The organism is Streptomyces sp. NPDC002130, assembly GCF_040296465.1.
GTDB lineage: Bacteria > Actinomycetota > Actinomycetes > Streptomycetales > Streptomycetaceae > Streptomyces.
This window is the reverse complement of record NZ_JBEOXI010000026.1, coordinates 24,024-50,544: the sequence shown is the minus strand read 5'-3', so window position 1 is coordinate 50,544 and position 26,521 is coordinate 24,024. Positions and strand designations below refer to the sequence as shown.

The 26,521-nt window shown below is 72.0% G+C and carries 17 protein-coding genes; 6 read left to right on the top strand and 11 right to left on the bottom strand.

Going from position 1 to position 26,521, the window contains the following annotated elements:
• Nucleotides 1-938, bottom strand: a 938-nt coding sequence (locus tag ABT116_RS07535) for a maltotransferase domain-containing protein (RefSeq protein ID WP_351629192.1), incomplete at its 3' end; no start/stop codon positions are given.
• 214 nt (nt 939-1,152) lie between these two features.
• On the bottom strand, nt 1,153-2,355 hold the full coding sequence (locus ABT116_RS07530; protein ID WP_351629189.1) for a S8 family peptidase: 1,203 nt from the start codon (nt 2,353-2,355) through the stop codon (nt 1,153-1,155).
• A gap of 276 nt (nt 2,356-2,631) precedes the next feature.
• Between ABT116_RS07530 and ABT116_RS07525 the strand changes: the two genes are divergently transcribed.
• Nucleotides 2,632-5,250, top strand: a complete 2,619-nt coding sequence (locus ABT116_RS07525; protein ID WP_351629187.1) for a glycosyltransferase family 1 protein — start codon at nt 2,632-2,634, stop codon at nt 5,248-5,250.
• A gap of 51 nt (nt 5,251-5,301) precedes the next feature.
• Here ABT116_RS07525 and ABT116_RS07520 read toward each other — a convergent pair whose 3' ends face one another.
• The 7 genes from ABT116_RS07520 to ABT116_RS07490 all read right to left on the bottom strand — a co-directional run bounded on the left by ABT116_RS07520 (nt 5,302) and on the right by ABT116_RS07490 (nt 17,315).
• On the bottom strand, nt 5,302-5,832 hold the full coding sequence (locus ABT116_RS07520) for a DUF1990 domain-containing protein (protein ID WP_502983835.1): 531 nt from the start codon (nt 5,830-5,832) through the stop codon (nt 5,302-5,304).
• A 68-nt stretch (nt 5,833-5,900) separates the two neighbouring features.
• Nucleotides 5,901-7,547, bottom strand: a complete 1,647-nt coding sequence (locus ABT116_RS07515; protein ID WP_351629181.1) for a M4 family metallopeptidase — start codon at nt 7,545-7,547, stop codon at nt 5,901-5,903.
• 250 nt (nt 7,548-7,797) lie between these two features.
• Nucleotides 7,798-9,858 carry a M4 family metallopeptidase gene (locus ABT116_RS07510; protein WP_351629179.1) on the bottom strand — a complete coding sequence of 687 codons (2,061 nt, stop codon included), beginning with the start codon at nt 9,856-9,858 and terminating at the stop codon, nt 7,798-7,800.
• 186 nt (nt 9,859-10,044) lie between these two features.
• On the bottom strand, nt 10,045-11,817 hold the full coding sequence (locus ABT116_RS07505; RefSeq protein WP_351629176.1) for an ABC transporter ATP-binding protein: 1,773 nt from the start codon (nt 11,815-11,817) through the stop codon (nt 10,045-10,047).
• Nucleotides 11,814-13,613 (bottom strand): ABC transporter transmembrane domain-containing protein, encoded by a 1,800-nt coding sequence (locus tag ABT116_RS07500; protein ID WP_351629173.1) that lies wholly within the window; start codon nt 13,611-13,613, stop codon nt 11,814-11,816. Before ABT116_RS07500 ends, ABT116_RS07505 begins: the two co-directional genes overlap by 4 nt.
• Nucleotides 13,614-13,635: 22 nt before the next feature.
• Nucleotides 13,636-15,510 carry an ABC transporter ATP-binding protein gene (locus ABT116_RS07495; RefSeq protein ID WP_351629170.1) on the bottom strand — a complete coding sequence of 625 codons (1,875 nt, stop codon included), beginning with the start codon at nt 15,508-15,510 and terminating at the stop codon, nt 13,636-13,638.
• Complete coding sequence (locus ABT116_RS07490; RefSeq protein ID WP_351629167.1) at nt 15,507-17,315, bottom strand: ABC transporter ATP-binding protein; 1,809 nt, start codon at nt 17,313-17,315, stop codon at nt 15,507-15,509. Before ABT116_RS07490 ends, ABT116_RS07495 begins: the two co-directional genes overlap by 4 nt.
• Nucleotides 17,316-17,545: 230 nt before the next feature.
• On the opposite strand from ABT116_RS07490, the gene ABT116_RS07485 reads away from it, so the two are divergent.
• Genes ABT116_RS07485 through ABT116_RS07470 form a run of 4 tightly spaced genes read left to right on the top strand, consistent with a single transcriptional unit; the run spans nt 17,546 to nt 21,125 of the window.
• Nucleotides 17,546-18,460 carry an ABC transporter ATP-binding protein gene (locus ABT116_RS07485; RefSeq protein WP_351629164.1) on the top strand — a complete coding sequence of 305 codons (915 nt, stop codon included), beginning with the start codon at nt 17,546-17,548 and terminating at the stop codon, nt 18,458-18,460.
• Complete coding sequence (locus ABT116_RS07480) at nt 18,457-19,206, top strand: ABC transporter permease (protein WP_351629161.1); 750 nt, start codon at nt 18,457-18,459, stop codon at nt 19,204-19,206. Before ABT116_RS07485 ends, ABT116_RS07480 begins: the two co-directional genes overlap by 4 nt.
• Before the next feature lie 25 nt (nt 19,207-19,231).
• Nucleotides 19,232-20,482, top strand: a complete 1,251-nt coding sequence (locus ABT116_RS07475; protein WP_351629159.1) for a sensor histidine kinase — start codon at nt 19,232-19,234, stop codon at nt 20,480-20,482.
• Nucleotides 20,475-21,125, top strand: a complete 651-nt coding sequence (locus ABT116_RS07470; RefSeq protein WP_351629158.1) for a response regulator — start codon at nt 20,475-20,477, stop codon at nt 21,123-21,125. Before ABT116_RS07475 ends, ABT116_RS07470 begins: the two co-directional genes overlap by 8 nt.
• Here the strand turns inward: ABT116_RS07470 and ABT116_RS07465 are convergent.
• Both ABT116_RS07465 and glgX read right to left on the bottom strand, forming a co-directional pair.
• Complete coding sequence (locus ABT116_RS07465) at nt 21,122-22,528, bottom strand: sulfatase family protein (protein ID WP_351629155.1); 1,407 nt, start codon at nt 22,526-22,528, stop codon at nt 21,122-21,124. The genes ABT116_RS07470 and ABT116_RS07465 overlap by 4 nt on opposite strands.
• A gap of 169 nt (nt 22,529-22,697) precedes the next feature.
• On the bottom strand, nt 22,698-24,950 hold the full coding sequence (gene glgX, locus ABT116_RS07460) for a glycogen debranching protein GlgX (RefSeq protein WP_351629152.1): 2,253 nt from the start codon (nt 24,948-24,950) through the stop codon (nt 22,698-22,700).
• Between the two features lie 188 nt (nt 24,951-25,138).
• On the opposite strand from glgX, the gene ABT116_RS07455 reads away from it, so the two are divergent.
• Nucleotides 25,139-26,383 carry a L,D-transpeptidase gene (locus ABT116_RS07455; RefSeq protein ID WP_351629149.1) on the top strand — a complete coding sequence of 415 codons (1,245 nt, stop codon included), beginning with the start codon at nt 25,139-25,141 and terminating at the stop codon, nt 26,381-26,383.
• The last annotated feature ends 138 nt before the right edge of the window (nt 26,384-26,521 follow it).

Below are 26,521 nucleotides of genomic sequence, written 5' to 3'. Positions count from 1 at the left end.
ATCGCCCAGGGCACGCCGACGTCGTCGGGGCCGGGGGAGAGGGTGTTGTTCCTGCCCTTGCGGAAGGTGGTGCCGATGGGGTGGATCGGCGGCAGGTACACCACGTCGAAGCCCATCGCCGCGATCGCCGGCAGCCTGCGCGCGGCGGTGCGGAAGGTGCCGTGGGGCTGCTCGGGGGTGCCTTCCGAGCGGGGGAAGAACTCGTACCAGGAGCCGTACAGGGCCCGCTCGCGCTCCACGAGCAGCGGCAGCGGCTCACTGCTGGTGACCAGGTCCCGCAGCGGGTGCCGGGCCAGGACCGCGTCCACCTCCGGCGTCAGCGCCGCCGCCAGACGAGCCGCCGCGGGGCGGTCCTCGTCCCGCAGGGCGTCGACGGCGGTGAGGATCACGGCGCGCAGTCCCTCCTCCTCGGGCACACCGGCCGCTGCCCGCTCGTACAGACGCGCGCCCTCCTCCAGGACGACGTCCGTGTCCATGCCCGCCGGGATCTTGATCTCGGCGTGATGGCGCCAGGTACTGACCGGGTCCCCCCATGCCTCGACGATGAACGTCCACAGCCCGGGCTCCCCCGCGGTGACCGTGGCACCCCACCGGTCCGTCCCCGGGGCCAGCTCCCGCAGTGGCGTGAACGGGCCGGGGCGGCCCTCGGGGTTCTTCAGGACGACATTGGCGGCCACCGCGTCGTGCCCCTCCCGGAACACGGTCGCCGAGATCTCGAAGGTCTCGCCGGTGACGGCCTTGGCCGGCCGGCGTCCCTGCTGGACCGCCGGGCGGACGTCCAGGACGGGTATGCGCCCGACGGCGGTCGCCTCGCGGGGTGGTGGCGTGGCCGGTGGACCGGCGTCGGCCGGGCGTGCGGGGCGTGCTTCGCCGCCGGGTGCGCGCGCCCCGGTGGTGCGGCGGTTGGGGGGTGCTGGCGAGTGGTGCTTGGCGGGCATGACCGCTCCTGTCCGCGTCAACGTGGGTAGGCGGATGTCTGTGGGGAGGTGGGTCCTGCAGGGTGCTCCTGAGAGGGGTACCCGCAGGAGCCTTCCCACCCTATTCGGGTGAGCAATCCGGCACTTTGTTAACTACTCACGCGTATGTCGACACACAAGACCGGCCTCGTCCGCGACGGACGAGGCCGGCCCCTGAGGTGGCTGCTCCTTCGCCCTACACGCGCGGCACCCGCAGTAACTTGTCCGGCGAACCGATACCCCGGCCGGAGACCTTCCCGGTCGCCGCTCGGGCGGTCAGGGCCCTCCCGACCTGCGCCGGAGTGGCTTTCGGATGATCGGCCAGATAGAGCGCGGCCGCGCCGGCGGCGTGCGGGGACGCCATCGAGGTACCCGAGAAGGTGGCCCACGCGGTGTCGCTCGCGGCGGACGCGGAGGTGATGCCGACGCCCGGAGCGAACAGATCGAGCGCCGGACCGTGGTTGGAGAAGGCCGGTTTTGTATCCTCCCGGTCGGTCGCGCCGACCGTGAGGGCCTGCTTCACGCTCCCCGGGGAGTACAGACCGGCAGGCCTGCCGTCGTTGCCCGCGGCGACCGTGTAGGTGACGCCGGAGGCGATGGAGGCGCGGACGGCGGCGTCCAGCCGCTCGTTGCGCGGTCCGCCCAGACTGAGGTTGGCGACCGCGGGCTTCTTCGCGTGCCGGGTCACCCAGTCGATCCCGGCGATCACCCGGGCCGTGGTGCCCCCGCCCGCGGCGTCGAGGACGCGCACGGAGACGATCCGGGCCTTCTTCGCGACGCCGTGGGCCGTCCCGGCGACCGTGCCGGCGACGTGCGTGCCGTGGCCGCCCGCGTCCGAGGCGACCCGGTCGTTCCCGACGAAGTCCCAGCCGTGGCCCGCCCGGCCTCCGAAGTCCCGGTGGGTGGTCCGGACGCCGGTGTCGATCACGTACACCGTCACTCCCGCACCGGCCGACCGGGGCCAGGTGTAGCTCCGGTCCAGAGGCAGCCGCGGCTGGTCGACGCGGTCCAGCCCCCAGGACGGGGGGTTCTTCCGGGTGCCGTCGAGGCGCACGCGGGTGTCCTGGACGACCGAGGCGACACGGGGGTCTGCGGCCAGCCGCCCAGCCTGTCTCTCGTCCGCGCGGACCGCGTAACCGTTCAGGACGGTGTCGTAGGTGTGGCTGATCTCCACCCCGTATTTTCCGGCGAGTCCCTTTCCGGCCGCCGACCGGGCCCCCGTGCCCTCCTTCAGTGTCACCAGGTAACTTCCGTGCACGGAGCCGGGTGATCCGGCGCCGAGTATCCGCCCCTCCGGTACGGCCTGCGCGGGCAGGGTGGTGGCCGAAAACGCCGCGGCACAGATCGCCGCGACCAGGCCCCCCGTCCGGTGCAGACGCCGCTCGCGCGTCCGAGCCATGGTCCGATTTCCCCTCCTCGACTCGGCGTACGACGGCCGCGCGGCGCCGCGTGCGGCGGGCACGGGCCGGTACGCCAGAGGCAGCCTCTCGTGGCGTGCGAAGCGCCACAAGGACGCCTATGGGGGTGGAATCGGCCATATCCGCGGATGGTGCTGTTCAGGCCGATCGGGGGTCGGGTCGCGGAGCCTCAGCGGCGGGGGCGCCGACGTGGGTACTGTCGTAGGAGACGTCGTCGAAGCCCTGCGAAATCCAGCGAACGCGCCGAGGTGGAACCCGTGAAGGCGATCCGTCGATTCACCGTCCGACCCGTTCTCCCCGACCCCCTCCGGCCGCTCAGCGACCTGGCCCGCAACCTGCGCTGGTCGTGGCACGCGGAGACCCGTGACCTGTTCCGGTCCGTCGACCCCGAGCGGTGGGCCGCCTCGGGCGGCGACCCCGTCCGGCTGCTCGGCAGCGTGCCGCCCGCGCGGCTGGCGGAACTGGCCGGGGACCGCCCGTTCCTGCGCCGCCTGACCGCGGTCGCCGGCGATCTGCACGACTACACGACCGGCGACCGCTGGTACCAGACCCAGCCCGAGGAACTGCCCGCCGCGATCGCCTACTTCTCACCCGAGTTCGGCATCACGGCCGCCCTCCCCCAGTACTCCGGCGGCCTCGGCATCCTGGCCGGCGACCACCTCAAGGCGGCCAGCGACCTCGGCGTTCCGCTGATCGGCGTCGGCCTGCTCTACCGGCACGGCTACTTCCGGCAGACCCTGTCCCGGGACGGCTGGCAGCAGGAGCACTACCCGGTCCTCGATCCCAACGAGCTGCCCGTCGTCCAGCTCGAGGAGCCCGACGGCACCCCCGCCCAGGTCTCCCTCGCCCTGCCCGGCGGCAAGCACCTGCACGCCCGGATCTGGCTGGCGCAGGTCGGCAGGGTCCCGCTGCTGATGCTGGACTCCGACGTCGAGGAGAACGACCTCGGCGAGCGCGGCGTGACCGACCGGCTCTACGGCGGCGGCAGCGAGCACCGGCTGCTCCAGGAGATGCTCCTCGGCATAGGAGGGGTCCGGGCGGTACGGACGTACTGCCGGCTGACCGGCCACCCCGCGCCGGAGGTCTTCCACACCAACGAGGGGCACGCCGGCTTCCTCGGTCTTGAGCGGATCGCCGAACTCTGCGCCGAGGGGCTGGACTTCGACTCCGCGCTGGAGTCGGTCCGCGCCGGGACCGTCTTCACCACCCACACGCCCGTCCCGGCCGGCATCGACCGTTTCGACCGTGAGCTGGTCGCCCGCCACTTCGGCCCCGACGCCGAGCTGCCCCGCATCGACGTCGACCGCGTCCTCAGGCTCGGCATGGAGACCTACCCCGGCGGGGAGCCCAACCTCTTCAACATGGCCGTGATGGGCCTGCGCCTCGCCCAGCGCGCCAACGGCGTATCCCTGCTGCACGGCAACGTCAGCCGCGAGATGTTCTCCGGCCTGTGGCCCGGCTTCGACGCCGACGAGGTGCCGATCACGTCCGTGACCAACGGTGTGCACGCCCCCACCTGGGTCGCCCCCGAGGTGTTCCGGCTCGGTGCGCGGCAGATCGGTGTCCAGCGCGCCGAGGACGCGCTGACCGTCGGCGGCTCGGACCGCTGGGACGCGGTCGCCGACATCCCCGACCAGGACATCTTCGACCTGCGGCGGGTGCTGCGCGAGCAGCTCGTCGAGGAGGTGCGGGAGCGGCTGCGGGCCTCCTGGCGGCAGCGCGGCGCCCACACGGCCGAGCTGGGCTGGATCGACGACGTGCTCGACCCGGACGTCCTGACGATCGGCTTCGCCCGGCGCGTGCCCTCGTACAAGCGCCTGACGCTGATGCTGCGCGACCGGGACCGGCTGATGGACCTGCTCCTGCACCCCGAGCGGCCGGTCCAGATCGTCGTCGCGGGCAAGGCGCACCCCGCGGACGACGGCGGCAAGCGGCTGGTGCAGGAGCTGGTGCGGTTCGCGGACGACCCGCGGGTACGGCACCGGATCGTCTTCCTGCCCGACTACGGCATGGCGATGGCGCAGAAGCTGTACCCCGGCTGCGACATCTGGCTGAACAACCCGCTCCGGCCGCTGGAGGCCTGCGGCACGTCCGGCATGAAGGCCGCGCTCAACGGCTGTCTCAATCTGTCGGTCCTCGACGGCTGGTGGGACGAGTGGTTCCAGCCCGACTTCGGCTGGGCCATCCCCACGGCGGACGGCGTCGGTACCGACCAGGACCACCGTGACGACATAGAGGCGGCGGCGCTGTACGACCTGCTGGAGCAGCGGGTGACGCCCCGCTTCTACGAGCGGGGGCGCAGCGGGCTGCCCGACCGCTGGATCGAGATGGTCCGGCACACGCTGAGCCTGCTGGGGCCCAAGGTGCTGGCGGGGCGGATGGTCCGCGAGTACGTGGAGCGGCTCTACGCGCCGGCTGCGCTTTCCCACCGGGCCGTGGGGCCGGACGCGGCGCGTGATCTCGCCGAGTGGAAGGCGAGGGTGCGGGCGGCGTGGCCGGGGGTCACCGTCGACCATGTGGAGACGTCGGCGTCGGAGGTGCTGGCCGAGCTCGGTACGACGCTGGGGCTTCGGGTGCGGGTGGGGCTCGGGGAACTCGGGCCGGACGACGTGGAGGTGCAGGTCGTTTCGGGGCGGGTCGACGAGGAGGATCGCATCGCCGACGCGGCTGTCGTTCCGTTGAAGCCCGTGGGGTCTCCCGACCAGGACGGGCGCTGGGTCTATGAAGGGCCCTTGTCGCTGGATCGCACCGGGCCTTTTGGGTATACGGTGCGGATCCTTCCCGCGCATCGGCTGATGGCTTCCAGCGCGGAGTTGGGGCTTGTGGCCGGGCCCTCCGAGGAGCTGGTGGCGGCTGCGGGGTTGTTGATGCGGTGAGTTGCCGTCTGCGGGTGCGTGGGGGGTTGCTCGCGCAGTTCCCCGCGCCCCTCAGGCCAACTCGCCACCCCGGGTCGCCAAGTTCCGGAGGACAGTGCCGCACCGTCGCGCGTACGCGTGCTGGAAGCCCCTGGTCGCCGGGCCGCCCGCCTTCGCGTACCACTTCGCCGCCCGGCTGAACGCGTTCACCGTCAGCCACACCGTGCCGTCTCCCGTGCGGTCGACCACGAAGGACTCCTCGCCGGTCTCCGGGTGGCCGGGCAGGGTGCCGTAGGCCCAGCCCGCCCGGCGGGGTTCCTCGACCGTCCAGACCACGCGGCAGGGGGCCTTGATCATGCCGGCGAGGGTGACGGTGACGTCGACGCCGGGAGCGGCCCGGTCCGCGCTCGCGTCGAGGCCGACGCCCATCGCGCGGTGCATCTCCCAGGTGAGGACGGCCTCCGCGGCCCGGCGGAAGACCTCCTCGCCCTCGCCGAGACGGGTGCGTACGTTCATGGGACGGAAGCCCGGCGGGCAGAAACCCTGGTCACGGGTGGCGCCGACATCGGCGTAGGTGAAGTCCTGCGAATCCGTAGAAGACACGGTCCCCAAGAGTAAGGCGGCACCCGGACCGTCCTGCGATCCGGGTACCGCCCGTGGCCGTGCTGCGGTCAGCCGACGTTGACGGCCGACCAGGCGGACGCGACCGCCTTGTACTCGGTGCTGGAGGCGCCGTACAGCGCCGAGGCCGCGTTCAGGGTCGCGGTACGGGCCTGGGCGTACTTGGTCGTCGACGTCATGTACGTCGTCAGCGCCTTGTACCAGATCTGCAGCGCCTTGGTCCGGCCGATGCCGGTGACCGTGGAGCCGTTGGAGGTGGGCGAGTCGTAGGCCACGCCGTTGATCGTCTTCTTCCCGCTGCCCTCGGAGAGCAGGTAGAAGAAGTGGTTGGCGGGGCCGGAGGAGTAGTGCACGTCCAGGCCGCCGAGGCTGGAGGACCAGCTGTCCTTGGAGGAGCCGTCCTTGCTGGGCTTGTCCATGTGGCGCAGCGGGCTGCCGTCGCCGTTGATGTCGATCTCCTCGCCGATGAGGTAGTCACCGACGTCGGAGGAGTTGTTCGCGAAGAACTCGGCGCCCGCGCCGAAGATGTCGCTGGTCGCCTCGTTCAGGCCGCCGGACTCGCCGCTGTAGTTCAGGCCGGCCGTGGCCGACGTCAGGCCGTGGCTCATCTCGTGCGCGGCCACGTCCAGCGAGGTCAGCGGGTGGGTGTTGCCCGAACCGTCGCCGTAGGTCATGCAGAAGCAGCTGTCGGACCAGAAGGCGTTGACGTAGTTGTTGCCGTAGTGGACGCGGGAGTAGGCGGCCTTGCCGTCGTTGCGGATGCCGCTGCGGCCGAAGGTGCTCTTGTAGAAGTCCCAGGTGATCTGGGCGCCGTAGTGGGCGTCGGCGGCGGCCGTCTCCAGGTTGGACGGGCTGCCGGTGCCCCAGATGTCGTCGGAGCCGGAGAAGAGGGTGCCGGTGCCGGAGGTGCCGCGGTTGAGGTTGTACGTCTTGTGGCCGCCGCGGGTGCCGTCCGTCAGGTTGTAGGCCGACCCGGACTTGGTGGTGCTGAGGGTGACCTTGCCGCTGTAGGTGGTGTTGCCGGTGCCGGTCTCGATGCCCTGGTACTCGTAGAGCTTCTTGCCGGTGGCGGCGTCGGTGACGACGTGCAGCTCGTTCGGGGTGCCGTCCTCCTGGAGGCCGCCGACGACGGTCTCGTAGGCGAGGGTGGGCTTGCCGTCGGCCGCCCAGATCACCTTGCGGGGCGCGGAGTTCGCCTCGGTCTTGGCCGAGCCGGCCGCCTTGGCGAGGGTCACGGCCTGCTTCTCGGCCTTGGCGGCGGTGACCGCGGGCTTGAGCGAGGCGACCTTCAGGGTCGCCTTGGTGGCTCTGGTGACGCCCAGGGCCCCGCCGGACTTCGACTCGTGCACCACGAGGTCGCCGCCGAGGACCGGCAGGCCCGCGTAGGTGCGCTCGTAGCGGGTGTGGACCGAGCCGTCGGCGTCCTTCACGACGTCCCTGACGACCAGCTTCTCCTGGGAGCCGAGGCCTATCGCGTCGGCCGTCCGCGCGGCGTCCGCCTGCTGCTCCTGGACCAGCGCGGTGCGGGCCTGCGCGGAGAGCAGGACGGGGGCGGCGGCGAGGGCCGGCTTGCTCGCGGAGTCCGCGGCGACGCTGCTGCCCGAGCTCAGGCCGGTGGTGAGCAGGGCACCCGCGGCGACGGCGGTGGCGATGGCCAGCGTGGCGCGCTTTTGACGCGCGTAGAAAGAGGTGGACACACAAGCTCCTCGATGTGGGGGAAGTGCTGTGCTGCGGTGGTGCTGTGCGGGTGGGGGAAGAGTGGCACTCAGGACGCGTACATGTCAGGAGTGGACGTGATGTTGGCCGGAATTCGACGGCGAGATGTACGCGAGGGCACGTGAAACGGACGCCGCCCCGGGGGATTCGAACCCACCGGGGCGGCGCCCTGACTTCGAGGGCCTACGGGCCCGCGTCCCTACGGGCCTGTGGGCCTGCCGGGCTACGGATCTACGGGAACGTCAGCTTCCAGCTGTTGATGTAGCCGGTGTCGATGGCCGCGTTGTCCTGGACCCGCAGGTTCCAGACGCCGTTGGCCACCTCGGAGGAGGCGTTCACCGTGTAGGTGGTGTTGATGTTGTCGGCGCTTCCGCCGGTGCCGTACCCCTTCAGCGTGTAGACCGTGCCGTCGGGGGCGACCAGATCCACCTTGAGGTCACCGATGTAGGTGTGGACGATGTCCACCGCGACCTGGAGGTTGGACGGCGCGTTGCCCGTCCGGCCGGAGACGGTGACCGGCGAGGTGACCGCCGCGCCCCGGTCCGGGATCGCCACGTCGGCGGTGTTCTCGAAGGACGTGCCGCCGCCGCCTCCGTCGCCGGGGCGGGTGCCGACGTTGATGCCCGCCCACGCGTGCTGGACCGCCTTGTACTCGGCGCTGTCGGTGCCGTAGAGCTCACCGGTGGCCGCGAGGGTGCCGGTGCGGGCGCCCGCGTAGTTGGTGGTCGAGGTGAACTTCGTGGTGAGCGCGCGGAACCAGATCTTCTCCGCCTTGTCCCGGCCGATGCCGGTGACCGGAAGGCCGTCCGAGGTGGCCGAGTTGTACGTGACACCGTTGATGGTCTTGGTGCCGCTGCCCTCGGAGAGCAGGTAGAAGAAGTGGTTCGCGGGGCCCGACGAGTAGTGCACGTCGATCGAGCCGATGCCCGAGTACCAGCTGTCCTTGGACGAGCCGTCCTTGCTCGGCTTGTCCATGTAGCGCAGCGGCGTGCCGTCGCCGTTGATGTTGATCTCCTCGCCGATGAGGTAGTCACCGACGTCGGAGGAGTTGTTGGCGTAGAACTCGACCGTCGAGCCGAAGATGTCCGAGGTCGCCTCGTTCAGACCGCCGGACTCACCGCTGTAGTTGAGGCCGGCGGTGTTCGAGGTGAGCCCGTGGGTCATCTCGTGCGCGGCCACGTCGATCGACGTCAGCGGGTTCGCGTTGCCCGAGCCGTCGCCGTAGGTCATGCAGAAGCAGCTGTCCGACCAGAACGCGTTGACGTAGTTGTTGCCGTAGTGGACCCGGGAGTAGGCGCCGACGCCGTCGCCCTTGATGCCCGAACGTCCGTGCACGTTTTTGTAGTAGTCCCAGGTCAGGGCGGCACCGTAGTGCGCGTCGGCGCCCGCGGACTCCAGGTTGGACGGGGTGCCGTTGCCCCACACGTCGTCCGGGCCGGAGAAGAGGGTGCCGGTGCCGGAGGTGCCGCGGTTGAGGTTGTACGTCTTGTGGTTGCCGCGGGCGCCGTCGGTGAGGTTGTACGTCGACCCGGACTGGGTGGTGGTGAGGTCGACCGTGCCGGAGTACACCGTGTTGCCGGTGCCGGTCTCGATCGCCTCCCACTCGAACAGCTTCTCGCCGGTGGTGGCGTCGGTGACGACGTGCAGTTCCTGGGGGGTGCCGTCGTGCTGGAAGCCGCCGACGACCGTCTCGTAGGCCACCGTCGGCTTGCCGCTCGCGGCCCAGATCACCTTGCGGGGCGCGCGGTTGATGTCGGCGTTCTTGGCCTCGTCGGCCTCACCGGCCTTCAGGGCCTGCTGCCGGGCCTTCGCGGCGGGCACCGCGGTCTTCGTCGTCGCCGGCTTGATGGCGGCGCGGGTGGCCTTCACGACGGCCGCGGTGGCGTCCGCCTTCGTGCTCTCGACGACCAGGTCGCCGCCGAGGACCGGCAGGCCGTCGTAGGTGCGCTCGTAGCGCGTGTGCACGGTGCCGTCGCGGTCCTTGAGGACATCGCGTACGACCAGCTTCTCCTTGGCGCCGAGGCCCAGGTCCTTCGCGGTCTCCGTCTTGCCGGCGTTGGCCTCCCGGATCAGCGCGGCGCGCTGGGCGGGGGTGAGCTTGACCGATTCGGAGCCGGGGTTCGCCTTGCTCGCGGCCGACGGTGCCGTCGTAGGGGCTGCGGTGGCGGTGCCGCTCTGGACGGCGGCGGCGATCAGCGCGGCGACGCCGGCGAGGGCCACGGCCGCGGTGCGGCGGGGGGTGTGGGGAGTGCGTCTGTGGGAGGTGCCTCTTCGCGAGGAACTGCTTCTCAACACTGACTCCTTCTGCGGGACCGGGGGTCGCCCGGCCTGGGGAGGTGGAGGTGTTGCTGTGGGGTTCCTGTGGAGCAGTCGTGGGAAGCGTGGCAGGGGAGCGCGCTTTCTGTCAGGACCGCGTCAAAAGTATGGCCGGAAACGGTTCGTTGTCCGGAAGTTCATGTTCGCTATACGGACGCTTCGCTATGCGGACGCGTCGTCGCCCTCGGGCAGATCCCCGTGCCAGGAGTGCCACAGCGCCGCATAGGCTCCGCCGGCCGCCACCAGCTCGTCGTGCGTGCCGAGTTCGGTCAGCCGGCCGTTCTCCATCACCGCCACCCGGTCGGCGTCGTGCGCGGTGTGCAGCCGGTGCGCGACGGCGATGACAGTGCGCCCCTCCAGCACGGCGGCCAGGGCCCGCTCGGTGTGCCGGGCGGTCGACGGGTCGAGCAGCGCGGTCGCCTCGTCGAGGATCAGTGTGTGCGGGTCCGCCAGCACCACGCGGGCCAGGGCGAGTTGCTGAGCCTGCGAGCCGTCGGTACGGCGACCGCCCTGGCCCAGCGGGGTGTCCAGCCCCTGCGGCAGCTCCCGCACCCACGCGTCGGCGCCGACCACGGCCAGCGCGCCCCACAGCTGCTCGTCGTCCGCGGCCGGTTCGGCGATCCGCAGGTTGTCGCGGACCGAGCCGAGGAACACGTGGTGCTCCTGGGTGACCAGGACGACCTGACGGCGCAGCCGCTCCGGTCCCAGCCCGACGACCGGCACGCCGCCGACCGTCACCGAGCCTGCGGTCGGCGCGTCGATGCCCGCCATCAGCCGGCTCAGTGTGGTCTTGCCCGCCCCGGACGGCCCGACCATGGCGAGCCGCTCCCCGGGCCGCACCGTCAGATCGACACCGCGCAGCACCTCGACGCCCCCGTCGTACGCGTAGCGCACCCCGACGACGTCGATCCGGTCACCGTCGGGATCCGGGCAGTCGCCCTCCCCGCCGCCCCGCGGTGCCCGGGCGAGCCCTTCCACCCGGGCGAACGAGGCGCCGCTGCTCTGCAGTTGCTCGACCCGGATCAGGATCTCGTCCAGTGGGTTGCTCAGCTGGTGCAGATACAGGGCCGCCGCAACCACAGACCCGAGACTCATCGCACCCGAGGAGTGCAACACGCCGCCGATCACCAGCACACCGGCCACGGGCAGGACGTACGACACCTCCACCGCCGGGAAGAACACACTGCGCAGGTGGAGGGTGTGGAAGCGGGTGCGACGGGAGCTCTCCAGGGCGTCCCGGCTCGCGGCCGTGCGCTGCCGCTCCAGGCGGAACGCCTCGACCGTGCGGGCGCCGGACGCGGTCGCCGCGAGGATCTCCGCGACGTCCGAGGTGGCCGCGCCCTCGGCGAGATAACCGTCCCGGGCCCGTCGCAGGTACCAGCGCAACGCCGCCTGGATCGGGGTGAGTCCGAGCACGCCCAGGGCGCCCAGCAGGGGGTCCAGGAGGAACACCGCGCCGATCAGGAACAGGCACTGGACGAGGTTGACGAGCAGGACCGGGCCGGCGTCACGCAGGGTGTTGCCGACGGTGGTGACGTCGGAGGTGCCGCGGGCGGTGAGGTCGCCGGTGCCGGCTCTCTCGACCACCGAGGCGGGCAGCGCGAGGGCGCGGTCCACGAACCTCTCCCGCACGCGGGCCAGGGTCCGTTCGCCGAAACGGTGGCCCACGTAGCGGGCCCAGCGGGCCAGGAGCAACTGGGCGAGGGCGCACAGGAGCAGGGCGAGGGCGAGCCGGTCCACGGCTCCGACTCCGTGGCCCGCCTGTACGTCGTCGATCATCCGGCCGAGCAGCCACGGCCCCGCGAGACCGGCCAGGGCGGCCAGGGCGTTGAGACCGAGGACCGTGCAGAAGGCCCGGGTGTCCGCCCGTACGAGGTCCAGCATCGCGCGCCGGACGTCCTGCCGTGCGGCGACAGGGAGGTGGGTGCCGGTCATCCCAGGGCCTCCTCGGTGTCCCGTGCCTCGGTGGCCCGTTCTTCGGTGTCCCGTGCCTCGGTGTCCCTTGTGACGACGGCTCGGTAGTCGGGGGTGGATTCCAGGAGTTCGTGGTGGGTGCCGGTGGCTGCGAGCTTGCCGTCCTTCAGGAAGTGGACGCTGTCGGCGTGGTCGAGGACCAGGGGGGAGGTGGTGGTGACGACCGTGGTGCGGCCTTGTCGTGCCGTGCCCAGCCGGGACGCGACCGTGGCTTCCGTGTGGGCGTCCAGGGCCGAGGTGGGTTCGACGGTGAGGAGGATCTCCGGGTCGGCCAGAAGGGCTCTCGCCAGGCGGATGCGCTGGCGCTGGCCGCCGCTGAGGTTGCGGGCCTGGGCGGTCATCGGGGAGTTCAGGCCGTCGGGGAGGGCTTGGACGACGTCCTCGGCCGCGGCGGTGTGGAGCGCCCTCCGGATCGCCGGGTCCTGCGGTGTGGCGTCCGCGGGTTCGTCGGGGTGGCCCGCGCAGTTCCCCGCGCCCCCGGAAGGCGGGGCGATCATCTCCTGGAGCGTTCCGGCGAACAGGTCCGCCTCGTGGTCCGCCAGCAGGATGCGGGACCTGACCTGGGTCAGGGCGATGTCGTCCAGGCGAGTGTCACCCCAGGTGGTGTTCGACGGGGTGTAGCGGGCCAGGCGGTCCAGGACGGCCGTGGCGTCCGCGGGGTGCTCCGCCACCAGCGCTGTCAGGCGGTCCGGCCGGATGCGCACGCCCGACTCGGGGTCGTACAGCACGGCGGGCTCGGACGGGGCGTCCCGGGTGCCGGTGTCGGGCACCGGCTCCAGGCGCAGGAACCGTACGACCCGCCGGGCGCAGACCAGGCCGCGGCTGATCTGGTAGCCGCACTCCACCCAGAAGGACACCGGGCCCACCAGGACCGCCACATAGCCGTAGACCGACACCAGCTCGCCCACCGTGATGTGGCCCTGCGCGGCCAGGCGGGCCGCGAGCCAGGTCACCACCGCGAGGAACAGGGTCGGCAGGCCGATGCCCAGCGCCTGGACCCAGCTGGTCACCGCGCCGACGCGGTAGCCCTGTTCGCGCAGCCGCCCGGAGTCCTTGCGGAAGGCGTCCGAGATCAGGTCCTTGCCGCCGAGGCCGGCGAGGACCCGCAGGCCACCGGCGAGGTCGCCGATGCGGGCGGTCAGGACGCCCTGGCGCTCGCGGTACTCCGCCTCCGAGCCCTGCAGCCGGCCGAGCAGCGGGCCGACCAGCAGGACGAGGACCGGAATGCCGAGCAGGACGACCGCGGCGATGACCTCGGAGACCGAGATCAGCAGGGCGGCGACGACGAGATAGGCCACGACAGCGCCGACGCCGGGGCCGACGACCGTCAGGGACTGGCTGATCGTCTGGACGTCACCCACGCCGATCGTGACGACCTCACCCGCGCCCATCTGCCGGGACAGGGACGACCCGAGCCGGACCGCCTGGCCGACGACGACCTTCACCGTGCGGAAGTTGGCATCCATACGGACCCGGGTCATGGTGCGGTGCCGCATGATGCTCAGCCAGGCGTTGAAGGCCCCCACCGCGAACAGCGCGCCGCTCCAGAGCACCAGCGCGCTCATGTCCCCGGGCTCCAGACCGTCGTCGATCGCCCGGGACATCAGATAGGGCGTGGCCGCCAGCAGCACCATCCACACACTGCCGAACATCGCCCCGGCGGCGCACCGCCCGGGTTGCCGCATGACCAGCCACCACAGATACCGGGCGCCGCCGCGGTCATCGGGTGTGCCGGGGTCCTCGTACGCGTCGATCATCCGCCCGCCCTCCGCTGCCGGCCTAGGCCAGACTGTCCCGCCATGCCCGGTGAAGATCCGCGAATCTGCCTCTGCCCGCGATGAGTTCGGCCGGTTCGCCGTCCTCCACGATCCGGCCGTGCTCCATCACCAGAACGCGGTCCGCGATCTCCACGGTCGACAGCCGGTGCGCGATGACCACGGCCGTACGGCCCTTCAGCACCGTCGTCATGGCCCGCTGCACCGCGCGCTCCCCGGGGATGTCCAGCGAGCTGGTCGCCTCGTCGAGGATCAGTACCGCCGGGTCGGCCAGCAACGCCCGGGCGAAAGCGACCAGTTGGCGCTGACCGGCGGAGATCCGGCCGCCCCGCTTGCGCACGTCGGTGTCGTAGCCGTCGGGCAGGGAGCTGATGAAGTCGTGCGCGCCGATCTCCTTCGCCGCCTGCTCCATCTCCTCGCGGGTGGCGTCCGGGCGGCCGATCGCGATGTTGTCGGCGACCGTGCCGGAGAACAGGAACGCCTCCTGCGTCACCATGACCACCCCGCGCCGCAGTTCCGGCACGGGGAGGTCGCGCAGGTCGACGCCGTCCAGCAGCACCCGGCCGCCGGAGGGGTCGTAGAACCGGGCCAGCAGCTTGGCCAGCGTCGACTTGCCGGCGCCCGTGGATCCCACGACCGCGACCGTCTGCCCGGCCGGCAGGGTGAGGTCGAACGTGGGCAGCACCTCGCCGCCCGTGCGGTAGCCGAAGCGGACGCCGTCGAAGACCACCTCGCGGCCGGGGTGCTCGCTCTCGAGCGGCGGGAGCTGCCGGGGGGTGGCCGGCTCGGGGACCGAGGGGGTCTGGGCGAGCAGGCCGGCGACCTTCTCCAGCGAGGCCGCCGCCGACTGGTAGGAGTTCAGGAACATCCCGAGCCGGTCGATGGGGTCGTACAGCCGCCGCAGGTACAGCACCGCCGCCGCCAAGACACCGAGGGCCAGCGTGCCGTCCGCGACCCGGTGGGCGCCCCACAGGACGATCGCCGCGACCGCCGTGTTGGCGACCAGGCGGGAGCCGGTGACGTAGCGGGCCATCTCCAGCAGCGCGTCGCCGTTCACCCGTTCGTGCCGCCGGTTGAGCTCGCCGAAGTCCGCGTCGTTGGCGGACTCGCGACGGAAGGCGCGCACCGGGCGGATGCCGTTCATCGTCTCGACGAACTTGACGATCACGGCCGCGATGGCGGTCGACCGCACCCGGTACACCCGCCCGGCCCGCCGCTGGTACCACCGCACGAGCGCGTACAGCGGCACCAGGGAAGCCACCGCCACGCCCCCGAGACCCAGGTCGAGCCAGAGCAGCATCGCCGAGATGTAGACGAAGGACAGGATCACCGTCACGAGCTCCTGGAGGCCCTCGTCCAGCAGTTCGCGCAGCGACTCCACGTCGGTCGTGGAGCGGGAGATGAGCCGGCCCGAGGTGTAGCGCTCGTGGAAGTCGACGCTCAGCGCCTGCGCGTGGCGGAAGATCCGGCCGCGCAGGTCGAGCAGCACGTCCTGGCTGACCCGGGCCGCGGCGGCGACGAACGCGAACTGCAGCCCGCCCGCGGCCAGCGCGCACGCCAGATACCCGGCGCCCACCGCGATCAGCGGCCCGTGGTCCTGCGCGCGGAACGCCGGCACGCCGCGGTCGATGGCGTACGCCACGAGCAGCGGGCCGGCCTGCACGACCGCCTGCTGGAGCAGCAGCAGGAGCGTCGTGACCGTGACCCGGGCCTTCATGGGCGCGAGCAGGGAGCGCAGCAGGGCCCCGGTGGCGCCCGGTGGGGTGGGCAGGACGTCCTGGTCGAAGGGGTCGCCGGGGGCGGCCGCACGGTCGCCGGGTCCGTCGCCGGGTCGGTCGTCGGGTTTGTCGCCGGCCGGTGCGCCGGTGGCCACCGTCATCGTGGGCCCTCCTCTTCCCCTGGCACTTCCCCTGACATCAGATGCGCGTACTCGGCGTTCGTACGCAGCAGTTCGTGGTGGGTGCCGACCGCGGCGATCCGGCCGCCCGACAGCAGCGCGACGCGGTCGGCGAGCAGCACGGTGGACGGGCGGTGCGCGACGATCAGGGCGGTGGTGTCCGCCAGCACCTGCCGCAGGGCGGCCTCCACCGCGGCCTCGGTGTGCACGTCCAGGGCCGACAGCGGATCGTCCAGGACGAGGAACTCCGGCTGCCCGGCGACGGCCCGGGCGAGCGCGAGGCGCTGGCGCTGGCCACCGGAGAGGCTGAGGCCCTGCTCGCCCACCTGGGTGTCCGTCCCCTGGGGCAGGGCATGCACGAACTCGGCCTGGGAGACGGCCAGGGCACGCTCCAGATCGGCTGGGCCGGCGGTGTCCCGCGCGCCCATGAGAACGTTGTCGCGGACCGTGGCCGAGAACAGCGTGGGCTCCTCGAAGGCCACGGCGACCTTGGCGCGCAGCGCTTCTCGGGACAGCTCCGTGATGTCGGCGCCGTCGAGGGTGATGCGGCCCGAGGTCAGCTCGTAGAGGCGGGGGACGAGCGCCGTGAGGGTGGTCTTGCCGCTGCCGGTGGCCCCGACCAGGGCCATGGACTCGCCGGGGCGGATGTGCAGGTCGACGTCCTGCAGGACGGGAGGGGAACCGGGCGGGGCGTCCGGGTAGCGGAACCGGACGTGGTGGAAGCGCAGACCCGTCTCCCGCGGGTGCTTCGCGACGGTCCGCGCACCGGACGTGGCGGGCTCGGAGGCGGGGTGCTCGGCCTCCTCGTCCATCACCTCGAAGAACCGCTCCGTCGCCGTCGCCGCCTCCTGGCTCATCGCCAGCAGGAACCCGATCGACTCCACCGGCCACCGCAACGCCAGCGCCGTCGACAGGAAAGCCACCAGCGTCCCCGCCGACAGGGCCCCGTCGGCCACCTGGACCGCCCCCACCACCAGCGCCGCCCCGATCGCCACCTCCGGCAACGTCACGATGACGCCCCAGATCGTCGCCAGCAGCCGTGCCTTGCGCAGTTCCGTGCCGCGCAGCGTCCGCGACAGGTCCCGGAACGCCCGGGCCTGGCTCCGGTGGCGGCCGAAGCCCTTGATGATGCGGATGCCGAGCACGCTCTCCTCGACGACCGTGGTCAGGTCGCCCACCTGGTCCTGGGCCCGCCGGGCCACCTGCGCGTACCGCTTCTCGAAGACCAGGCAGGTGACCATGACGGGCACGGCGGGACCGAGGACGACCAGCCCCAGCGTCCAGTCCTGGAGCAGCATGATGACCACGCCCACGACGATCGTCACCCCGTTGACCAGCAGGAACGTCAGGGGGAAGGCGAGGAACTGGCGCAGCAGCATCAGATCGGTGGTGCCGCGCGACAGCAACTGCCCCGAGGCCCACCGGTCGTGGAAGGCCACCGGCAGCCGCTGGAGGTGCCGGTACAGTCCCGCCCGCATGGACGCCTCGACGTGGGTGAGCGGACGGGCCACCAGCCACCGCCGCAGCCCGAACAGCAGGGCCTCCGCGAAGCCGAGCAGCAGCAGGTACAGCGCGCCGAGCCACACCCCGGCCGGGTCCCGCCCGGCGATCGGCCCGTCGACCATCCACTTCAGGACGAGCGGGATCACCAGGCCCACACAGGAGGCGAGTATCGCGACGAACGCGGCAGTGAACAGCCGCACCCGCGCCGGCCGCACGTACGGCCACAGGCGCAGCAACGAGCGCACGGCGGAACGGTCCTGGGCGGGGGCGGGTGTCGTGGCCATCAGCAGCGAGCCTACGGATCGCCACTGACACTGCCCACCGAGTTTCCGCCGGACACGGCTCGGTCCTCGGTCCTACGACCTGGGGGAACGTCCGCCGGGCCGTACGGCTGCACCCGCCGGGCCGTACGAATGCACCCGCGGGTCGTACGGCCGCATCAACCGATCGGCCGATGCCCGTTCGAGCGCGACGGCCGACGTGCCGGGCCCCGCCGCACCGGGACCCTCTGCGTATGCCGACCGCACCTGTCATCGAAGTCACCGAGCTGCGCAAGACCTACGCCGGCCGTCGCGCCGTCGACGGTGTCTCCTTCGCCGTGGAGGAGGGCGAGATCTTCGGGATCCTCGGCCCGAACGGCGCCGGGAAGACCACCACCGTGGAGTGTGTCGAGGGGCTGCGCGTGCCCGACTCCGGCCGCGTCCGGGTCGCCGGGCTCGACCCCGTCACCGAGCACGAGGCCACCCGCCGGGTGCTCGGCGCGCAGCTCCAGGAGAGCGAACTCCAGGCCAAGCTCACCGTCCGCGAGGCGCTGGAGCTGTACAGCGCCTTCTACCCGAGCCCGCTCGACTGGCGGCCCCTCGCCGAACGCCTCGGTCTGACCGCCAAGCTCGACACCCGGTTCGCCAAGCTCTCCGGGGGCCAGAAGCAACGGCTGTTCATCGCGCTCGCCCTGGTGGGCAACCCGAGAGCCGTCGTCCTGGACGAGTTGACCACCGGACTCGACCCGCGCGCCCGCCGCGACACCTGGGAGCTGATCGAGGACATCCGGGCGAACGGGGTGACCGTGCTGCTCGTCACCCACTTCATGGAGGAGGCGCAGCGGCTGTGCGACCGGATCGCCGTGATCGACAAGGGCCGGGTGGCCGCCCTGGACACCCCGGCCGGGCTGATCCGCCGCTCCGCGGGCGCCACCGTCATCAGCTTCACCCCGTCCGCGCCCCTGGACGAGCGTGATCTCAGCGCGCTCCCCGCGCTCGCGTCGGTCGAGCACAAAGACGGCCGCGTCATCCTGTCCGGCACCGACGAGACCGTCAACGCCGTCATCACCCTGCTCGCCCGCACCCGTGTCACGGCCCATCAGCTCCGGGTCACCGACGCCACGCTGGACGACGCGTTCCTCGACCTCACGAAGGAGGCAGCGGCATGAGCACCACCCTCGTCAACACCGCCGTACTGAAGAGCGAGATCCGCCTCTTCCGCAGGGAGCCCGGCGCTCTCTTCTGGATCCTGGTGTTCCCCACCCTGCTCCTGGTGATCCTCGGCTCGATCCCCTCCTTCCGGGAGGCCGACCCGGACTTCGGCGGGCTGCGCCCGGTCGACGGCTACGTCCCGGTGAGCGTGCTGCTCGGGCTGATCATGGCCGGGGTGCAGTCCATGCCGCAGACCCTCACCGGCTATCGCGAGCGCGGCATCCTGCGCCGGATGTCCACCACGCCGGTCCGGCCCGCCGCCCTGCTGTCCGCGCAGATGCTGCTGTTCGGCGGGGCCGCCCTCGTCTCTGCCCTGCTCGCCCTCACGACCGGCCGGCTCGCCTTCGCCGTCCGGCTGCCGCGCCAGGGCTTCGGATACGCCCTCGCCCTGCTCCTGGCCGTGCTCGCCGCCCTGGCGCTGGGAGCGGTGATCTCCGCGATCTCCCGGTCGACGAAGATCGTCGGTGCCATCGGGTCGGCCGTCTTCTTCCCCGCCATGTTCTGCGCGGGCGTGTGGATGCCGGTGCAGACGATGCCGGACGTCCTGGCCCGGTTCGTCGGCTTCACACCCTTCGGCGCGGCGGCCGAGGCCCTGAACCAGGCCGCGGCGGGGGACTGGCCCGGCTGGGGCCACCTCGGTGTGCTGGTGGCCTGGACCCTGCTGCTGACCGCCGGGGCCGTGCGCTGGTTCCGCTGGGAGTAGGCGAGAAGCCGTGCACAATGGCGCGATGACCCCGGCGGACGAGCAGATCGAGCACCGGCAGAACCAGTTCCACACCTGGGGTGTCTACGGGCTGCTCGCGGTCTCCGCCCTCCTGTCGGTGGCCTCGCACGAGCTGATGGTGAGCCCGGCCGAGTGGTACGCGGGCGGGGCGCTGGTCGTCGCCGCGGTGCTGCTCCAGCTGTGGCACGGGCCCCGCCGCGGCCGCCGCACCCCGTCCCCGCGCGGGACCGCCTACTACGTCCTGCGCTGGGCGCTCTCCTTCGCCCTCACCTGGCTGAACCCCTTCTTCGGGTTCTACGCGTCCGCCGGCTACTTCGACAGCGACGAACTGATCGCCGGACGGCGCCGGCAGTGGCTCGGCCTGCTCGCCACCGTCGTCGTGGTGGCGGGCTCGCAGTCCGGTGGGATGCCGATCCACAGCGCGGTCCAGTGGCTGCTGTTCGGCGTGCTGCTGGCCACGAACTTCGGCCTGCTGACGGTGGTCGGACACATCGCCCAGCAGGAGGAGCAGCGTTCCCGGGAGCGGGCCGTCACCATCACCGAACTGGAACGCACCAACACCGCCCTGCAGCAGGCCCTGGACGAGAACGCCGCCCTGCACGCCCAGTTGCTCGTCCAGGCACGGGAGGCGGGCGTCGCCGACGAGCGCCGGCGGCTGGCCGCCGAGATCCACGACACCATCGCCCAGGGCCTGACCGGCATCATCGCCCAGCTCCAGGTCGTCACGAACGCCCCCGACCCGGCCACGGCCCGCACCCACCTCGAGCGCGCCTCGGACCTGGCCCGGCACAGCCTCGGAGAGGCCCGCCGCTCCGTGCACAACCTCGCCCCCGTGGCGCTGGCCGACGCCGGGCTGCCGGAAGCCCTGAAGAAGACGGTCGCCGAGTGGGGTGAACGGACCGGTGTGCGCGCCGACTTCACGGTCACCGGTACCGCCGAGCAACTCCACGAGGAGGTCGCGGCCACGCTGTTGCGGATCGTCCAGGAGGCCCTCTCCAACATCGCCCGGCACGCGGCCGCGACCCGCGTCGGCGTCACCCTGTCCTTCCTCGGCGACGAGGTCATCCTCGACATCCGCGACGACGGCAGTGGCTTCGACCCGCTCGCCGTCCCGGCACGCACGCGCACCGGCGGTTTCGGCCTGCCCGGCATGTGCGCCCGCGCCGAACGCATCGCCGGCTCCCTCGCCGTCGAATCCGAGCCGGGCCACGGTACGGCGGTATCCACTCGCGTACCGTTGGTCCGCCATGACTGAACACGCCGCGACGGGGGCCGCCCCGATCACCCTGCTGATCGTCGACGACCACCCCGTCGTCCGGGACGGCCTGCGCGGCATGTTCGAGTCCGCGCCGGGCTTCCGGGTCCTCGGGGAAGCACCGAACGGCGTCGAGGCGGTCTCGCTCGCCGCGGCCCTCGACCCGGACGTGATTTTGATGGACCTGCGCATGCCGGGCGGCGGGGGAGTGGACGCCATCCGCGAACTGACCCGTACCGGCGCCCGCGCCAGGGTCCTCGTCCTCACCACCTACGACACCGACTCCGACACCCTGCCCGCGATCGAGGCGGGCGCGACGGGCTATCTGCTGAAGGACGCCCCCCGCGACGAGCTGTTCACGGGGGTGCGGGCGGCGGCGGAGGGACGTACGGTCCTGTCCCCCGCGGTCGCCTCGCGCCTGGTCTCCGCGGTGCGGGCCCCCGGCAACGAGCCCCTCTCGGCCCGCGAGCGCGAGGTGCTCGCCCTGGTCGCCAGGGGCACGTCCAACCGGGAGATCGCCCGCGAACTGTTCATCAGCGAGGCGACGGTCAAGACCCACCTCACCCACCTGTACGCCAAGCTGGGCGTCAACGACCGCGCGGCGGCGGTCGCGACGGCGTACCGGCGGGGGATCCTCGGCTAGGCCGGGTAGGGCAGCAGGGTTCGGTCGGTCCTCTCCCAGGCGGCCTTGAGCTCGGCGAGCAACTCCGGTCGGTCCGGGGCCAGGTCGGCCTGTTCGCGCTGGTCCTCGGCGAGGTCGTACAGATGGTCCTTGCCGGCGGCGTCCCGGTAGTACTTCCACTTCCCGCGCCGCAGCGCCCGGTTGCCCCGCACCCGCCAGAACAGGTCCCGTACGGGCAGCTCCTCGCCCCGCAGCAGATATCCGGCAAGGCTCGTGCCGTCCAGCGGATACGCCGGGTCGGGCCGAGCACCGGCCAGCTCCAGCAGGGTCGCGGTCCAGTCGGGGGAGAAGTGCGGCTCGTGACTGACCTGCCGGCCGTCGACGCGGGCGGGCCAGCGCAGGATCGCGGGCACCCGGATGCCGCCCTCCTGGAGGGAGAACTTGCCGCCGCTGAGCGGCCACAGGTACGACCAGCGCTCGCCGCCGTTGTCGCTGGCGAACAGCACGACGGTGTTGTCCTCCTGCCCCGAGCGGCGCAGCGCGACGAGCACCTCGCCGACGGCCGCGTCCAGGCTCTGCACCATCTGCGTGTACTTCGCGACCGAGCCGCCGTCGTAGTGGTTCAGCGCCTTGCCGACCTCGGCCTGGCTCTTCGCCGCCCTGATCTTCGCAGCGATCCCGGCGGCGGTCTCCTCGTCGCCCTCGGCGAGCCAGGGCCAGTGCGGGGTGGTGAAGTTGAGGTTCAGCAGCCAGGGCCGGTCGTGGTCCCGGCGCAGGTACTCCACGGCCCGCTCGGTGAGGACGGTCGTGTAGTACCTCAGGTCCTTGTACTCGGCGTCGCCCTCGTAGAGGTCGTACTCGCCGAGCTGGCCGAGCTTGGAGTAGTACTCCAGCACGCCCCCGAAGTTCCCGAAGAACTCGTCCCAGCCCGACTTGGTGGGGCTGAAGTCGGGCAGCCAGCCGCAGTGCCACTTGCCGATGAGGGCGGTGGAGTAACCCGCCTTCCTCAGCAGGGAGGCGAGGGTGGGGTGGTTCGGGTCCAGGCCCTGGGACCGGTCGGCGATCGGCTCGGCCAGTCCGCCCTTCGTACGTCCCGGATAGCGCCCGGTGTAGAGGCTGAACCGGGTCGGGGAGCAGGTCGCGGAGCCCGCGTAGGCGTCCGTGAAGCGCACCCCCTGGCGGGCCAGCCGGTCCAGGTTCGGCGTGCTGATGTGCGGGGCGCCGTAGGAGGACAGATCGGCCCAGCCGAGGTCGTCGCCGAGGATGACCAGGATGTTGGGGCGCTGTCCGGAGGCGGCGCCGGGGCGGGCCCGGAAGGGGCGCTCGACGGGAACCGCTTCGGCGGCACCGGCCGTACCGGCCACGGCGCCCACGGCACCACCGCCGACGAGAGCACCGAGGGCACGACGGGATATTTCGGGCATGCGGAGGTCCTGGAGGGTCCGAGGGAGGAGTGGGGGGGTGGAGCCGAGGCTCAGCAGCGACGCTGCCAGCGGTGCGACGACGGGGTCAAGAAGATCCCCGCCGCGTTCACGGACCTGCAACGCGGCGCAACCCGGCACCGCCCTCCCGACCGACCGGCGAAACGATGCTTCAGCCTGCCACCCGCAGCAGCAGCACCGCCCGTGCCGGCATCGTGATCTCCGTCCCCGCCCGGTGCTCCACGCCCGGTGCCTCCCCCTGTTCCTCCAGGCTCGTGTCCACGACGACCTCGTACCGCTCGGCCCACGGCGGCCCCGGCAGCGTGAAGTTCACCGGCCCCTCGCCCGCGTGCAGGACGGCCAGGAAGCTGTCGTCGAGGATCTGCTCCCCGCGCTCGTCGCGGCCCGGGATGTCCCGCCCGGACAGGTACATACCCAGCGTGGCGGCGGGCGCGTACCAGTCCTGCTCCGTCATCTCCGTGCCCCGGGACGTGAACCAGGCCAGGTCGCGCAGCCCGTCCGCGGTCTGCGCCCGGCCAGAGAAGAACGCCCGGCGCCTGAGCACCGGGTGGCGGTGGCGCAGCGCGATCAGCCGGGAGGTCAGCGCGAACACGGCCTGCCAGCCGGGGTCCTCCAGCAGCTCCCAGTCCACCCAGCTGATCTCGTTGTCCTGGCAGTAGGCGTTGTTGCTGCCGCGCTGGGTGCGGCCCAATTCGTCGCCCGCGACCAGCATCGGCACGCCCGTCGACAGCAGCAGGGTGGTCAGGAGGTTCCTGAGCTGGCGCCTCCTGAGCGCCCGTACGCCCTCGTCGTCCGTCTCGCCCTCGGCGCCGCAGTTCCACGCCCGGTTGTCGTCCGTGCCGTCCCGGTTGCCCTCGCCGTTGGCCTCGTTGTGCTTGCGCTCGTACGACACGAGGTCACGCAGGGTGAAACCGTCGTGCGCGGTGACGAAGTTGACGGACGCGTACGGCCTGCGCCCGCCCCAGGCGTACAGGTCGCTGGAACCCGACAGGCGGTAACCCATCTCCCGCACGTCCGGCAGCGCGTGCCGCCAGAAGTCCCGTACGGCGTTGCGGTACCGGTCGTTCCACTCCGTCCACAGCGGGGGGAACGCCCCCACCTGGTAGCCGCCCGACCCCACGTCCCACGGCTCGGCGATCAGTTTCACCCGGCGCAGCACCGGGTCCTGGGCGATGACCGCCAGGAACGGCGACAGCATGTCGACGTCGTGCATGGAGCGGGCCAGCGCCGCCGCCAGGTCGAAGCGGAAGCCGTCCACGCCCATCTCGGTGACCCAGTAGCGCAGCGAGTCCGTGATCAGGCGCAGAACGTGCGGCTGGACCACGTGCAGGGTGTTGCCGCAGCCGGTGTAGTCGGCGTAGCGCCGGGGGTCGTCCTGGAGGCGGTAGTAACCCCGGTTGTCGATGCCCTTCAGGGACAGCGTCGGACCGAGCTCGCCCGCCTCCGCGGTGTGGTTGTAGACGACGTCGAGGATGACCTCGATGCCGGCCGCGTGCAGGGCGCGCACCATCCGCTTGAACTCGCCGACCTGCTGCCCGGCCGTCCCGGAGGCCGCGTAGCCCGCGTGCGGGGCGAAGTAGCCTATGGAGTTGTAGCCCCAGTAGTTCCTGAGACCTCTGCGCAGCAGGTGGTCCTCGTGCGCGAACTGGTGCACCGGCAGCAGCTCCACCGCCGTCACGCCCAGCTCGACCAGGTGCTCGATCGCCGCCGGGTGCGCGAGACCGGCGTAGGTGCCGCGCAACTCCTCGGGGATGCCCGGGTGCAGCTGCGTGAAGCCCTTGACGTGCAGCTCGTAGATCACCGAGTCGGCCCACGGCGTCTTCGGGCGGCGGTCGTCGGCCCAGTCGTCGTCATCGTGGACGACGACGCCCTTCGGCACGTACGGCGCCGAGTCCCGGTCGTCGCGCACGGTGTCGGCGACGTGCTGCTGCGGCCAGTCGCGGACGTGCCCGTACACCTCCGGCGGCAGACCGAAGTCCCCGTCCACGGCGCGGGCGTACGGGTCGAGCAGCAGCTTCGCCGGGTTCCAGCGGGCGCCCGTCCACGGGTCCCAGCGGCCGTGCACCCGGTAGCCGTAGCGCTGCCCGGGCAGCACACCGGGGACGAAGCCGTGCCAGATCTCATGGGTCAGCTCGGCGAGCCGGACCCGCGACTCCTTGCCCGCCTCGTCGAACAGGCACAGCTCGACGCCCTCGGCCCCGCCCGCCCACAACGCGAAGTTGGTGCCCGCCACCCCGTCCGGACCGACCCGGAACCGGGCGCCCAGTGGGGTCGGCGCGCCCGGCCACGCGGGCACGGTGGGCGGCGGCGCGGCCCTCCGCGCGCCGTTCACGGCGGCGGCCTGGCGCCCGTCCCCGGTGGCCCGATGACCGGCCACCGCCTCCTGCTCGGCTGCGCTGGACACCTGTCAGCCTCCCACCGGCTCATGGGACGACGGGGGACAGAGGGGTGCGGCCTGTGCTGCGGCCCGGGTCGCGGCTCCCCTGCGCGTCGTCCTCCCCACTGTTCTGCCCAGAGCGTGGGTCGCACTCACGTTTCCCCGGGGGCGGGCATGGTCGTTTCCCGGGGACGCGGCCGGTCGTTGGGCACCGCGTGAGGCACGTACAAGGGCGCGCGCGGCGCGCGAGGGCCGCGCTGGCCGCCGTAGTGACATGGGCAGGGCTCCTGGCCGGGGCCACGGGGTGTACCTCGGACGACGCGGGCGGGATCACCGGGGCGTTCGGCGCGCCCCCGGCGCCCGAGGACGTCATCAAGGTCTCGCCCGACGACGGCAGCAGGGGTGTGCGCCCCGACAGGAAGCTGCGGGTGCGCGTGCCCGACGGCCGGCTGGAGAAGGTGAAGGTCGTCAGGTCGCAGGACGCGCAGGAGTCCCCGGTGCCCGGGCACCTCTCCGCCGACGGTCTGACCTGGGAACCCGACGAGCGGCGGCTCGCGCTGGCCGCCAAGTACACGATCGACGCGGTGGCCGTGGACGGCGCCGGGCGCCGCTCGGCCCGGCACACCACCTTCACCACCTACGTTCCCGAGGAACGCTTCATCGGCTACGTCGCCCCGGAGAACCGCGCCACGGTCGGCACCGGCATGATCGTCTCCCTGGAGTTCAACCGGAAGATCGCGAACCGGGCCGCCGTCGAACGCGCGGTGCGCGTCACCGCCCGCCCGGCCGTCGAGATCCGCCCGCACTGGTTCGGCAGGACCCGCCTCGACTTCCGCCCCGAGGACTACTGGAAGCCCGGCACCCAGGTCACCGTCGCCCTGCGCCTGCGCGACGTCGAGGGGGCGCCCGGCGTCTACGGCCTGCAGCACAAGACGTTCTCGTTCACCGTCGGCCGCAGTCAGGTCTCCGTGGTCGACGCCGCCGCGCACTCCATGGAGGTCCGGCGCGACGGCGAGCCCCTGGCCACCGTGCCCGTCACGGCGGGCGCGCCGAGGAACACCACGTACAACGGCAAGATGGTGGTCACGGAGATGCTCGACGTCACCCGCATGAACGGCGCCACGGTCGGTTTCAAGAAGCGCGACGGCAAGGGCGAGTACGACATCCCGGACGTCCCGCACGCCATGCGCCTGACCGACTCCGGCACCTTCCTGCACGGCAACTACTGGGCGCACCACTCCGTGTTCGGCCGCACCAACGTCAGCCACGGCTGCATCGGACTGCGCGATGTGAAGGGCGGCAGCTCGGACACCCCGGCCGGCTGGTTCTTCGACCGCAGCCTTGTCGGGGACGTGGTGGAGGTCGTCAACAGCAATGACAAAAAGGTCTCTCCCGACAACGGGCTCGGAGGATGGAATATGGGCTGGAATGCATGGAAGGCGGGCAGTGCGGTGAAGTAACCGGACAGGGGGGCGGGTTGACCTGTGATCCGTTGGGACCGAACGGTGACAATCGCAGGCCGCCGGGGCCCGCTGCCTTGTGGTTAATATGCGCCGACGCGCGGGGGACGCGCGGGGTGCGGGCCTGACCAGGCCCTG

Excerpts from the sequence above, each read along its gene's own strand:
- ABT116_RS07500 (WP_351629173.1), bottom strand. The coding sequence starts at position 13,613 with ATGATCGACGCGTACGAGGACCCCGGCACACCCGATGACCGCGGCGGC.
- ABT116_RS07475 (WP_351629159.1), top strand. The coding sequence starts at position 19,232 with ATGACCCCGGCGGACGAGCAGATCGAGCACCGGCAGAACCAGTTCCAC.
- ABT116_RS07505 (WP_351629176.1), bottom strand. The coding sequence starts at position 11,817 with ATGACCGGCACCCACCTCCCTGTCGCCGCACGGCAGGACGTCCGGCGC.
- ABT116_RS07495 (WP_351629170.1), bottom strand. The coding sequence starts at position 15,510 with ATGACGGTGGCCACCGGCGCACCGGCCGGCGACAAACCCGACGACCGA.
- ABT116_RS07480 (WP_351629161.1), top strand. The coding sequence starts at position 18,457 with ATGAGCACCACCCTCGTCAACACCGCCGTACTGAAGAGCGAGATCCGC.
- ABT116_RS07485 (WP_351629164.1), top strand. The coding sequence starts at position 17,546 with ATGCCGACCGCACCTGTCATCGAAGTCACCGAGCTGCGCAAGACCTAC.
- ABT116_RS07470 (WP_351629158.1), top strand. The coding sequence starts at position 20,475 with ATGACTGAACACGCCGCGACGGGGGCCGCCCCGATCACCCTGCTGATC.
- ABT116_RS07465 (WP_351629155.1), bottom strand. The coding sequence starts at position 22,528 with ATGCCCGAAATATCCCGTCGTGCCCTCGGTGCTCTCGTCGGCGGTGGT.
- ABT116_RS07530 (WP_351629189.1), bottom strand. The coding sequence starts at position 2,355 with ATGGCTCGGACGCGCGAGCGGCGTCTGCACCGGACGGGGGGCCTGGTC.
- ABT116_RS07490 (WP_351629167.1), bottom strand. The coding sequence starts at position 17,315 with ATGGCCACGACACCCGCCCCCGCCCAGGACCGTTCCGCCGTGCGCTCG.